This window comes from Enterobacter cancerogenus, from assembly GCF_019047785.1.
Taxonomy (GTDB): domain Bacteria; phylum Pseudomonadota; class Gammaproteobacteria; order Enterobacterales; family Enterobacteriaceae; genus Enterobacter; species Enterobacter cancerogenus.
Map to the genome: position 1 here is coordinate 131,277 of NZ_CP077290.1, position 12,107 is coordinate 143,383.

The 12,107-nt window shown below is 54.3% G+C and carries 10 protein-coding genes and 1 pseudogene; 10 read left to right on the forward strand and 1 reads right to left on the reverse strand.

Annotated elements, in window-relative coordinates; all coding sequences use genetic code 11:
• Positions 1–5: 5 nt before the first annotated feature.
• From I6L58_RS00685 to I6L58_RS00730, 10 genes and pseudogenes are all read left to right on the forward strand, one after another.
• A complete protein-coding gene (locus I6L58_RS00685) occupies positions 6–1,298 on the forward strand; it encodes an ABC transporter substrate-binding protein (protein ID WP_006175601.1) in 1,293 nt (430 codons plus the stop codon).
• A gap of 22 nt (positions 1,299–1,320) precedes the next feature.
• A pseudogene (locus tag I6L58_RS00690) lies at positions 1,321–2,202 on the forward strand (carbohydrate ABC transporter permease).
• Positions 2,189–3,031, forward strand: coding sequence for a carbohydrate ABC transporter permease (locus I6L58_RS00695; protein ID WP_006175599.1), 843 nt, complete (start codon positions 2,189–2,191; stop codon positions 3,029–3,031). Before I6L58_RS00690 ends, I6L58_RS00695 begins: the two are co-directional and overlap by 14 nt.
• 28 nt (positions 3,032–3,059) lie before the next feature.
• On the forward strand, positions 3,060–4,112 hold the full coding sequence (locus I6L58_RS00700; RefSeq protein ID WP_088208384.1) for a zinc-dependent alcohol dehydrogenase: 1,053 nt from the start codon (positions 3,060–3,062) through the stop codon (positions 4,110–4,112).
• A gap of 17 nt (positions 4,113–4,129) precedes the next feature.
• Positions 4,130–4,918 carry a sugar phosphate isomerase/epimerase family protein gene (locus tag I6L58_RS00705; RefSeq protein WP_088208385.1) on the forward strand — a complete coding sequence of 263 codons (789 nt, stop codon included), beginning with the start codon at positions 4,130–4,132 and terminating at the stop codon, positions 4,916–4,918.
• A gap of 11 nt (positions 4,919–4,929) precedes the next feature.
• The gene (locus tag I6L58_RS00710) at positions 4,930–5,988 is read left to right on the forward strand and encodes a Gfo/Idh/MocA family protein (RefSeq protein WP_088208413.1); all 1,059 of its coding nucleotides are present in this window, start codon (positions 4,930–4,932) and stop codon (positions 5,986–5,988) included.
• Positions 5,982–8,261, forward strand: coding sequence for a glycoside hydrolase family 65 protein (locus I6L58_RS00715; RefSeq protein WP_088208386.1), 2,280 nt, complete (start codon positions 5,982–5,984; stop codon positions 8,259–8,261). The genes I6L58_RS00710 and I6L58_RS00715 overlap by 7 nt, the downstream gene beginning before the upstream one ends.
• Complete coding sequence (pgmB, locus tag I6L58_RS00720) at positions 8,254–8,928, forward strand: beta-phosphoglucomutase (RefSeq protein WP_006175594.1); 675 nt, start codon at positions 8,254–8,256, stop codon at positions 8,926–8,928. Before I6L58_RS00715 ends, pgmB begins: the two co-directional genes overlap by 8 nt.
• A gap of 2 nt (positions 8,929–8,930) precedes the next feature.
• Complete coding sequence (locus I6L58_RS00725; RefSeq protein ID WP_088208387.1) at positions 8,931–10,013, forward strand: ABC transporter ATP-binding protein; 1,083 nt, start codon at positions 8,931–8,933, stop codon at positions 10,011–10,013.
• Positions 10,014–10,078: 65 nt separating this feature from the next.
• Positions 10,079–10,993, forward strand: a complete 915-nt coding sequence (locus I6L58_RS00730) for an OmpG family monomeric porin (protein WP_006175591.1) — start codon at positions 10,079–10,081, stop codon at positions 10,991–10,993.
• A gap of 33 nt (positions 10,994–11,026) precedes the next feature.
• On the opposite strand, the gene I6L58_RS00735 is transcribed toward I6L58_RS00730, so the two are convergent.
• Positions 11,027–12,037 (reverse strand): LacI family DNA-binding transcriptional regulator, encoded by a 1,011-nt coding sequence (locus tag I6L58_RS00735; RefSeq protein WP_088208388.1) that lies wholly within the window; start codon positions 12,035–12,037, stop codon positions 11,027–11,029.
• Positions 12,038–12,107 lie beyond the last annotated feature (70 nt).

A 12,107-nucleotide genomic window follows, 5' to 3' on the forward strand; every position in this document is an offset into this window, starting at 1 on the left:
CTAAAATGAAAATGCCCAGAATTGTGCTGTTATCAGCACTGGTTTCGTGCGCCCTGTTAACAGGCTGTGAAGACGATAAAACCTCTGCCGTCACCATCGAGTTTATGCACTCCTCGGTGGAGCAGGAGCGTCAGGCGGTGATCACGAAACTGATCGAAAAATTTGAGAAAGAAAACCCAACGATCACGGTGAAACAGGTCCCGGTCGAAGAGGATGCGTATAACACCAAGGTCATTACCCTGGCCCGTACCGGCGCACTGCCGGAAGTGATTGAGATTAGCCATGATTACGCAAAAGTCATGGACAAAGAGCAGTTGCTGGACCGTGACGCTATCGCAGAGGCCATCAAAGCCGTGGGTGAAGACACCTTCTACGACGGTATCCTGCGCGTGGTGCGTACCGAAGATGGCACCGCATGGACGGGCGTGCCAGTCAGCGCCTGGCTGTCCGGCGTCTGGTATCACAAAGATGCCCTTGCCGCGGCGGGCATTGAAGAGCCACACAACTGGGACCAGCTGCTGAAAGCCAGCCAGGCGCTCAACGATCCGGCTAAAAAGCATTACGGCATTGCGCTGCCCACGGCTGAAAGCGTGATGACCGAGCAGGCGTTTTCGCAGTTCGCGCTTTCTGGCGGTGCGAATGTCTTTGATGCTAAGGGTGATGTTGAAATCGACACGCCAGAAATGCTAAAAGCGCTGACGTTTTATAAAGCGCTGGCGGCGACCACCATGCCAGGCTCTAACGACGTTATGGAGATCAAAGACGCCTTCATGAACGGCTCTGCGCCGATGGCCGTTTATTCCACCTACATCCTCCCGGCCGTTTATAAAGACGGCAACCCGGCCAATCTGGGCTTTGTCGTGCCGACTGAAAAATCTTCAGCGGTGTACGGCATGATCACCTCGCTCACTATTACCACGGGCCAAACCGAAAACGAAACCCGGGCGGCAGAGAAGTTTGTCACCTGGATGGAGCAGGCTCAAAACGCCTCCGACTGGGTGATGATGTCGCCGGGCGCTGCGCTGCCGGTAAACAAGCTGGTGGTCGATACCGAGTCATGGAAATCCAACGACGTGATCAAAGCCTTCGGTCAGCTTCCTTACGAACTGATTGCCCAGTTCCCGAACGTTCAGGTGTTTGGGGCGGTAGGGGACAAAAACTTCACCCGTATGGGCGATGTGACGGGTTCCGGCGTTATCAGCTCGATGGTGCATAACGTCACGGTCGGCAAGCAGGATATCCCTGCCACGTTAAGCAACAGCCAGAAACGACTGGCCGATCTGATCTCACAACGATAGGAGCGCTCTGCGGAAGGGAATTATGAAGACGTTGTTTTCTGGTCGATCAGATATGCCTTTCGCCATGCTGCTGTTGGCCCCCAGCCTGATACTGCTGGGGGGCCTGGTGGCCTGGCCTATGATTTCCAACATTGAAATCAGCTTTTTACGCTTGCCGCTGAACCCGCGCATTAGCGCCGTGTTTGTCGGCCTGGATAACTACATCCGCATTCTGAGTGATGCGGCGTTCTGGCACTCGCTGTGGATGACGTTCTGGTATACCGCGCTGGTTGTTATCGGCAGTACGGGACTGGGGCTGGCCGTTGCCATCTTCTTTAACCGTGAGTTCCGCCTGAGAAAAACGGCGCGCTCGCTGGTGATTTTATCCTACGTCACGCCATCAATCTCGCTGGTGTTTGCCTGGAAATACATGTTCAACAACGGCTACGGCATTGTGAACTAACTGGGCGTGGATCTGCTGCATCTGTATGACCAGGCCCCGCTGTGGTTCGACAATCCGGGCAGCAGCTTCGTGCTGGTGGTGCTGTTTGCTATCTGGCGCTACTTCCCGTACGCCTTTATCTCGTTCCTCGCCATTTTACAAACGATTGATAAGTCGCTGTACGAAGCGGCGGAAATGGACGGGGCAAATGCCTGGCAGCGTTTTCGCATCGTGACGCTGCCCGCCATTATGCCGGTGCTGGCAACGGTCATTACGCTGCGCACGATCTGGATGTTCTACATGTTTGCTGACGTTTATCTGCTGACGACGAAGGTCGATATTTTGGGCGTCTATCTCTACAAAACTGCGTTTGCCTTCAACGATTTGGGCAAAGCAGCCGCTATCTCTGTCGTGCTTTTCGTGATCATCTTTGCCGTCATTCTGCTGACCAGAAAAAGGGTAAACCTCAATGGCAACAAATAAACGCGTACTTGGCCGTATCGGTTTTTATCTGGGGCTGGCGGTGTTCCTGATTATCACGCTGTTCCCGTTCTTTGTGATGCTGATGACCTCGTTCAAAAGCGCAAAAGAGGCGATCTCGTTGCACCCGACGATTTTCCCTCAGGCGTGGACGCTGCAGCACTACGTCGACATCTTTAACCCGCTGATCTTCCCGTTTGTGGACTACTTCCGCAACAGCATGGTGGTGTCGTTAACCTCGTCTGTCATTGCTGTGTTTCTTGGCACACTGGGCGCGTATGCACTCTCCAAGCTGCGCTTTAAGGGACGTGCCACGATCAACGCGAGCTTTTACACCGTCTACATGTTCTCCGGCATATTGCTGGTGGTGCCGCTGTTTAAAATCATCACCGCGCTTGGGATCTATGACACCGAAATGGCGCTCATTATCACCATGGTGACCCAGACGCTCCCTACCGCGGTGTTCATGCTGCGCAGCTATTTCGACACCATTCCGGACGAAATAGAAGAAGCGGCAATGATGGACGGCCTTAACCGCCTGCAAATCATCTTCCGCATTACCGTCCCGCTGGCGATATCCGGGCTGGTGTCGGTCTTCGTCTACTGCTTCATGGTGGCCTGGAACGACTATCTGTTTGCATCCATTTTCCTGTCCAGCGCCAGCAACTTCACCTTGCCGGTGGGTCTGAACACGCTGTTTAGCACGCCAGATTACATCTGGGGTCGCATGATGGCCGCATCGCTGGTGACCGCACTGCCGGTTGTCATCATGTACGCGCTGTCTGAACGTTTTATTAAAAGTGGTTTGACCGCTGGTGGCGTAAAGGGCTGAAGCGGCCAATTTTAACAAGGAGTGAGTCATGAAGAAGTTAGTTGCGACAGCACCTCGTGTGGCTGCGCTGGTTGAATATGAAGATCGTCCCGTCGCGGCACATGAAGTCAAAATTCGCGCCCGTTTTGGTGCGCCGAAACACGGTACCGAGGTAGTGGATTTCAGAGCGGCGAGCCCGTTTATTGACGAAGAATTTAATGCGGAGTGGCAGATGTTTACCCCGCGTGAAGAGGGTGCAGCACGCGGGATCGAGTTCGGCAAGTTCCAGCTCGGTAACATGATCGTAGGTGACATCATTGAATGCGGTGCCGACGTCACGGAATACCAGACGGGTGACAGCGTCTGCTGCTACGGCCCGCTGCAGGAAACGGTGGTCGTGAATGCCGTGAATAACTACAAGCTGCGCAAAATGCCGCAGGGCGCATCCTGGAAAAATGCCGTCTGCTATGACCCGGCGCAGTTCGCCATGAGCGGCGTGCGCGATGCCAACGTGCGGGTGGGCGATTTTGTCGTCGTTGTCGGCCTGGGTGCGATTGGTCAGATTGCGATTCAGCTGGCGAAAAAAGCCGGGGCATCGATGGTTATCGGTGTCGATCCTATCGCGCATCGTTGCGAAATTGCCCGCCGCCATGGGGCAGATCACTGCCTGAACCCTATCGGCACGGACGTCGGTCTGGAGATCAAAAAACTGACCGGAAAACAGGGTGCGGACGTGATCATCGAAACCAGTGGTTTTGCTGATGCGCTGCAGTCTGCGCTGCGCGGACTCGCATACGGCGGCACCATCTCCTATGTTGCTTTCGCAAAACCGTTTGCCGAGGGCTTCAACCTGGGACGCGAAGCCCATTTCAACAACGCGAAGATTGTCTTCTCCCGCGCCTGCAGCGAACCCAACCCGGACTACCCGCGCTGGAACCGCAAGCGTATCGAAGAGACATGCTGGGAACTGCTGATGAACGGCTATCTCGACTGTGACGACCTGATCGACCCGGTTGTAACGTTCACCACCAGCGCTGAAAGCTATATGAAGTATGTCGATCAGCATCCGGAACTGAGCATCAAAATGGGCGTCACTTTCTAAGCTAAGGAGAGCAAATAATGAAAATCGCAACGCAGAACCAGGCCTTTTTCCCGGCGTCGATTATGGAGAAATTCAAATACATCAAAGAGATGGGTTTTGATGGCTTTGAAATCGACGGCAAACTGCTGGTCGACAACCTTGACGAAGTTATAGCTGCCATCAGCGCCACGGGCTTACCGGTCACGACCGCCTGCGGCGGATACGACGGCTGGATTGGCGACTTCATCGAGGAGCGCCGTCTGAACGGCCTTAAGCAGATCGAACGCATTCTGGAAGCCCTGGCAGACGTCGGCGGTAAGGGCATTATCGTGCCTGCCGCGTGGGGTATGTTTACCTTCCGTCTGCCGCCGATGACCTCGCCACGTAGCCTGGCGGGCGATCGCAAAGCGGTCAGTGACTCTTTACGCTGGCTGGATGAGGTTGCCGCCCGTACCGGCACGACCGTGTACCTGGAGCCGCTGAACCGCTATCAGGATCACATGATCAACACGCTGGCGGACGCGCGTCGCTATATCGAAGAGAACGACCTGAAACACGTACAGATCATCGGCGATTTCTATCACATGAATATCGAAGAGGATTCGCTGACGGAGGCTCTGCACGCCAACCGCGACCTGCTGGGTCACGTACACATTGCCGACAACCATCGCTATCAGCCGGGGAGCGGCAGCCTGGACTTCGCTACGCTGTTTGACCAGCTGCGCGCCGACAATTATCAGGGCTACGTCGTTTACGAATGCCGCGTACGTGCCGACGATCCTGCACAGGCTTACCGGGACTCGCTCACTTATTTGCGTGATTGCTAAGGATGATAAGCGTGATGAGTGCTTCTACACCTTCGTCTCTGCGCGTCGCCATTATTGGCGCCGGGCAGGTTGCAGACAAAGTGCATGCCTCGTATTACGCAACGCGCAGTGATGTTCAACTGGTGGCTGTCATGGACAGCCGCCTTGAGCAGGCACAGGCGTTTGCGGAACGTCATGCCATCCCTTCGGCATGGCAGGATGTGCAAGAGATGCTGCGGGCGGTTAATCCCGACGTGGTGAGCGTTTGCTCGCCTAATCGCTTTCATTTTGAACACGTCATGGCGGCGCTGGAGGCAGGTTGTCATGTGATGTGCGAGAAACCGCCTGCGATGACCCCGGAGCAGGCCGATCTGATGCGCATCGCCGCGCGCAAAGCGGGAAAAGTGCTGGCGTATGATTTTCACCACCGTTTTGCCCGCGATACGCAGCTGCTGCGCGAGGCTGTGCAAAACGGCACCTTAGGGGAAATCTATTTCACCTCTGCGCAGGCGTTGCGCCGTTGCGGCGTGCCGGGCTGGGGCGTCTTTACTAATAAAGCTCTCCAGGGCGGCGGACCGCTGATTGATATCGGTATTCATATGCTGGATGCCGCGATGTATGTACTCGGTTTCCCGGCAGTCAAACGCGTGACGGCGCACAGTTTTCAAAAGCTTGGCACCTGTAAACACAGCGGGCAGTTTGGCGAGTGGGACCCTGCGCAGTACACCGTTGAAGATGCTCTTTTCGGGACGGTTGAGTTTTGCAATGGCGGCATACTGCGCCTGGATACGTCCTTTGCGCTGAACATCCGCGAACAGTCGATCATGAATGTCTCATTCTGCGGAGAAAAAGCCGGCGCAACGCTGTTCCCGGCACACATTTACAACGATGAAGCGGGCGGGTTGAAGACGCTGATGCAGCGGGAAGAGGCGGATGATCAGCGCCATTTACGCAGCATGGATGCCTTTGTTCGCCATGTTTTGGGCGAGCCTGTTGCGATTGCCGATGCTGAGCAGGGACTGGTGATCCAGCAGCTGGTCGCGGCGCTGTACGAATCGGCTGAGAAAGGGGAAAGCGTGACGTTATGCTGAACCTCTCTGTATTAACCGATCCGGGCTTTAACCCACACGGCCTGAATAAATATGCCTCCATTATGGCATGTGGTAATGGCTATATGGGGATCCGCGCCACCCACGAAGAAGATTACACCCAGCAAACGCGCGGCATGTTCCTTGCCGGGCTGTACCATAAGGCCGGGCGTAACGAAACCAACGAACTCATTAATATTCCGGATATTACCGGCATTGAGATTGAGCTTGATGGCGAGCATTTTACGCTGCTGTCAGGGGAGATCCTCAGCTGGCAGCGTGAGCTTGCGTTTGCAAACGGTGAGCTGCGACGCAGCGTGCTCTGGCGTTCGCCTGCGGGCAAAACCTATCGTCTGGAAAGTCGCCGTTTTGTCTCCTTAGATCAGCTGTCGCTGGTGGCGATGCAACTCTCCATCACCCCCGTTGATTCAGCGTCGAAAATCGTATTGAAAACCGGCATTGATGCCACGCAAACCAACAGCGGCAGGCAGCATCTGGACGAAGTTTCCGTCAGGGTCTTTGACCCGAATTTCATACAGGGCGTGTATGAAACGCAGGATCGCGCCAGCGATGTAGTGGTGTCGACCTTTTGCCAGCTCTCATCCGAGAGCGAAAGCTGTTTCGCGGCCAAAAATCGTCGCGTAACGTGCCAGCATGCGTTTGAGGTTGCGGCGGGTGACACTGTCACCTTAGAGAAAATTTGCTGGGTTACCTGGCGAAGCGAAAAAGCGCTCTCGCAGGACGCGTTCGCCCGACATGCCCTGGCAGAGCTAAAAGTCTGTGCGGCACGAGGCTACGAGGCTTTACTCGAAAGCTCAACATGTGCCTGGGAAAACGTCTGGCGCGACAGTCGCGTAGGGGTGGAGTCAGACTCCTGGCAGGATCAAATGGCGCTGGATTATGCAGTCTGGCATCTGACGACGATGACCCCCGCCCATGATGAACGCAGCAGCATTGCGGCAAAAGGGCTGACCGGCGAGGGCTATAAAGGGCACGTTTTCTGGGATACCGAAATCTTCCTGTTGCCTTTCCATCTGTTTACCCGTCCTGCGACGGCTCGCAGCCTGCTGCGTTATCGCTGGTTAAATCTCTCCGGCGCACGGGCGAAAGCTCGCCAAAACGGCTGGCCCGGCGCGCTGTTCCCGTGGGAAAGCGCCGCAAGCGGGCAGGAAGAAACGCCCGAATTTGCCGCGATTAATATCCGAACCGGCGTACGCCAGAAAGTCGCTTCCGCGCTGGCGGAGCACCATATTGTGGCGGATATCGCCTGGGCCGTTGTTGCTTACTGGCAGGCCACGCAGGATGAAACCTTCATGCGCAATGAAGGGCTAACGCTGCTGATGGAAACCGCACTGTTCTGGATCGGACGGTCCACGGAGGTAAACGGGCGTCTGGAAATCCACGATGTGATCGGCCCTGACGAGTATACGGAACACGTTAATAACAACGCTTATACCAACTATCTGGCCTGGCATAATGTCGACAGTGCGCTTAAGTTTGCCACGAAGTTTGGACGGCAAGACCCTCAGTTCATCGACAAGGCGAATCGTTTCCTTGCGCGTCTTTGGCTGCCTGAGGCCGGCGCGGACGGGGTCATTCCGCAGGATGATACGTTCCTGACAAAACCTGCTATTGACCTGAGCCGCTATAAAGCGAAAGCGGGCAAGCAAACCATCCTGCTTGACTACTCGCGCGCGGAAGTCAACGAGATGCAAATCCTCAAGCAGGCGGACGTGGTGATGCTCAACTATCTGTTGCCGGAGCGGTTTACGCCTGCGCAGTGTGCCGCCAACCTGAGCTTCTATGAGCCGCGCACGATCCACGACTCGTCGTTAAGCAAAGCCATTCATGGCATTGTTGCCGCACGTTGTGGTGATATCGAGCGGGCCTATGCCTTCTGGCGCGACGGTATCGCCATTGATTTGGGCGATGATCCGCACAGCAGCGACGATGGCATTCACGCCGCCGCGACGGGCGCGATCTGGCTGGGCGCTATTCAGGGCTTTGCGGGACTGAACGTTGTGGAAGGGGAACTGCATCTTGCCCCACAGCTTCCGTCACACTGGCGCAAACTTGCCTTCCCGCTGCGCTGGCGCAACGCACGGATGTTCTTCACCTTTGCAAATGACGTCCTGACCCTTGAAACCTCCGCACCCGTTACCTTTACGCTGTGGGGCAAAACCCTGACCGCATCAGGCGTGCAGTCCTGGTCTTATCAGGATTTTATTGTGTCTGACATTGGGACCGCTACCACGGAGAGGTGCAACCATGCTTAAGGCCGTTGTATTTGATTTAGATGGCGTCATTACCGACACCGCACACCTGCACTTCCTGGCCTGGCGTGCCGTGGCGGCGGAGGTCGGTATCACCATCGACGAGCATTTTAACGAACAGTTGAAGGGCATCAGCCGCATGGATTCCCTTCAACGGATCCTGCAACACGGCGGGAAAGCAGAGGCGTTTGACGATGGGCAGCGTCTGATGCTCGCGGGTAAAAAAAACGATCTCTATGTGCAATCGCTTGGGTCACTGACGCAGGACTCACTGCTGCCGGGGATGGGGGAGGTGCTGGCGGACATACGTGCGGCGAAGGTCAAGACTGGCCTGGCCTCTGTTTCTCTCAATGCGCCGCGTATTTTGCAGGCGCTTGGCATTCACGAGGCGTTTGATTTTTGTGCCGATGCCTCGCGCATCGCCCGCTCAAAACCTGATCCGGAGATTTTTCTTGCGGCCTGTGCGGGGCTGAACGTTCGCCCGGAAGAGGCTATCGGTATTGAAGATGCTGCCGCTGGCGTTGAGGCAATCAACGCGGCGGGAATGTTGTCGGTGGGCATTGGCTCAGGCCTGACGCATGCCGGGCTACAACTTCAGTGCACGCAGGAATTGACCTGGAAATGCCTGCAGGATTTCTGGACTTCCCGGACCGTATCGAAAAGGAACTAACAATGGCTCAACTCTCTTTAAAACACATCCAGAAAATCTACGATAACCAGGTTCATGTGGTTAAAGATTTCAACCTTGAGATCGAGGATAAGGAATTCATCGTTTTCGTCGGTCCGTCTGGCTGTGGTAAATCGACAACGCTTCGCATGATTGCCGGTCTGGAGGAGATCAGCGCAGGCGAGCTGGTGATTGACGGCGTGTGCATGAACGACGTGCCCGCCAAGTCGCGCGATATCGCGATGGTTTTCCAGAACTACGCGCTTTATCCGCACATGACGGTCTACGACAACATGGCGTTTGGCCTGAAAATGCAGAAAATTGCGCCTTCGGTCATTGAAGAACGCGTCAACTGGGCCGCGCAAATCCTCGGCCTTCGTGACTACCTTAAGCGTAAGCCTGGCGCACTGTCCGGCGGTCAGCGCCAGCGCGTGGCCTTAGGCCGGGCGATTGTACGCGAGGCGGGCGTGTTCCTGATGGATGAACCGTTGTCTAACCTGGATGCCAAACTTCGCGTGCAGATGCGTGCTGAAATCAGCAAGCTGCACCAGAAGCTCAACACCACCATGATTTACGTCACCCACGATCAGACGGAAGCCATGACCATGGCCACCCGCATCGTGATCCTGAAAGACGGGATTATCCAGCAGGTGGGGGCGCCGAAACTGGTTTATAACGAACCGGCAAACATGTTTGTGGCCGGGTTTATTGGCTCGCCTGCGATGAACTTTATCCGTGGGGCCATTGACGGCCAGTATTTTGTCACGGAAACGCTGCGTCTTGAGATCCCCGCAGACAAGCTTGCCGTCCTCAACGCAAAAGGTTACCAGCGCAAAGCGATGGTCTTTGGTATCCGCCCGGAAGATATTCTTACGCCACAGCATAGTGGTGAGGCTATTACCGCCAGGATCAGCGTCGCTGAACTCACCGGGGCGGAGTTTATGCTTTATGCCGCCGTCGGCGGACATGAACTGGTTGTCCGTGCGGGTGCCGCCAATGATTATGCAGCCGGAGATAATATCGGCATTCAGTTCGATATGAATAAGTGCCATTTCTTCGATGCAGAAACCGAAGAGGCTATTAGATAAAGAAGTATCAGCCGGGAATGCAAATTTCCGGTTTTTTTGGTTGTTAATTATAAAGGAATATTTTAATGAGTACTCTACTAAAAAGTGCTGCGTTTGTTTTATGCGCAGGGGTTAGCTGCGCACAGGCAACAGAAACAGCAAAGCAGTGGGATTTTAATATTGGGGCCATGTATGAAATCGAAAACGTCGAGGGTCAGGGCGACGATAAAGATGGATTATATGAACCTTCCGTATGGTTTAATGCCACATGGGATGCATGGACAATATCTCTCGCCATGTATCAGGAGGGGCCTGTCGATTACAGCAGTATGACCCGGGGAACCTATTTTGACCGCCCTGAAATTGAGTTGCGTTATCGCTTTATTGGAACGGATGATTTTACCTTTGGCCTCACCGGTGGTTTCCGAAACTACGGCTATCACTTTAAGGATGAGCACGGTGCGAAGGACGGCAGCGCGAATATGCAGCGCTATAAAATTCAGCCGGACTGGGATATTAAATTAACCGATGACTGGCGCTTTGGCGGTTGGTTATCCCTGTACCAGTTTGCTAACGATCTTGAAAAAACCGGCTATGCTGACAGCCGCGTTGAAACGGAAACGGGCTTTACCTGGACCCTTAACGAAACATTCTCTGCGAAAGTGAATTACTATTTAGAGCGCGGTTTCAATATGGACAGTTCACGTAATAACGGCGAATTTTCCACGCAGGAAATCCGCGCTTATCTGCCGGTTTCATTAGGCCAGACCACGCTGACGCCCTATACCCGGCTTGGTCTTGATCGCTGGTCCAACTGGGACTGGCGTGACGATCCAGAGCGCGAAGGCCACGATTTCAACCGCCTGGGCCTGTTGTATGCCTACGATTTCAATAATGGTCTCTCCATGACGCTGGAATATGCCTACGAATGGGAAAACCATGATGAAGGCGACAGCGATCGTTTCCACTATGCGGGCGTGGGCGTGAATTACGCGTTCTGACCGGTCTGTCACCAGGGGCGTGTGCCCCTGGTGTTAGCGTAGCGACGCGGTAAACGAAAAGTGGGTATCCACCAGGATTTTTTGCGGGGCAGGTGTACCGGCAATACGTTTAAACAGCAGGTCGCAACTCTCTTCGCCCAACTTCTGCGTGGGGATATCAAAACCGCCTGGGGCCGGGGTCAGTATGAGGGACAGCATCGGATCGCTGTATCCCGCCACGGCCAGTTGCTCGGGGATCATCAGGTTCAGCTCGTCTGCGGCGCGGTACAGGCTTAGCAGCTTCATACTGTCAGTGGCGAACACCGCATCCGGGGGATTCGCGGATGAGAGCAGGCGACACGCTGCCGCCAGTGCGCTCTCGTGGGTATAACCGCCATCGATCATCCAGTCGGGATGAATGTCTATTTTGTTATGTTCAAGGCTGGCCTTATAACCCGCCAGACGGTCTATTGAAACGTGGTAATCAAGCGGGGCGTGTAGACAGGCTATTTTGCGATGCCCCTGTTTAATAAACGTCTCGGTGAGTGTGAAACTATCACGGAAGTTATCAGTGTCGACCGAGCAGATATTGTTATATTCGCCTTCCACTTTACCAATAACGACAACGGGCACGCCGTATGCATCCAGCCTTGAAAAATAGGATTCATTGGCTGGCGAACTCAGCATGATGATCCCTTTAATCATTTTTTGCTTAATTTTGCTTTCGCATTTCAGTAAATCATCTTCACTGTTTTTCGATGTCTGCAATATAACGTCAAAGCCTTCCTGCTCCGCTTTCGCTGTTATTGCATGAAGCACGTCGGAGAAAAAAGGATTGCCCGCCGTAGTTTTTGTCGATCGTGTTGAAATGACCATAATGGCATCAAAGCCAGAAGAGGTCAGGGCGCGAGCAAGTTTATTCGGTTGATAATTTAAGGCTTCAATCGCCTTTTGCACTTTTTCGAGCGCTTCAGGAGAGATATTGGTTTGTTTATTCAATACTCGTGACACGGTTGATTTCGAAACGCCAGCAACCCGCGCAATATCATAGATGGTGGGTGACATACACCTTACTCACTTCTACTGACAGCAATGACGTTCATCTTACTGGAGAAAAAACGGCAATAGCAATAAT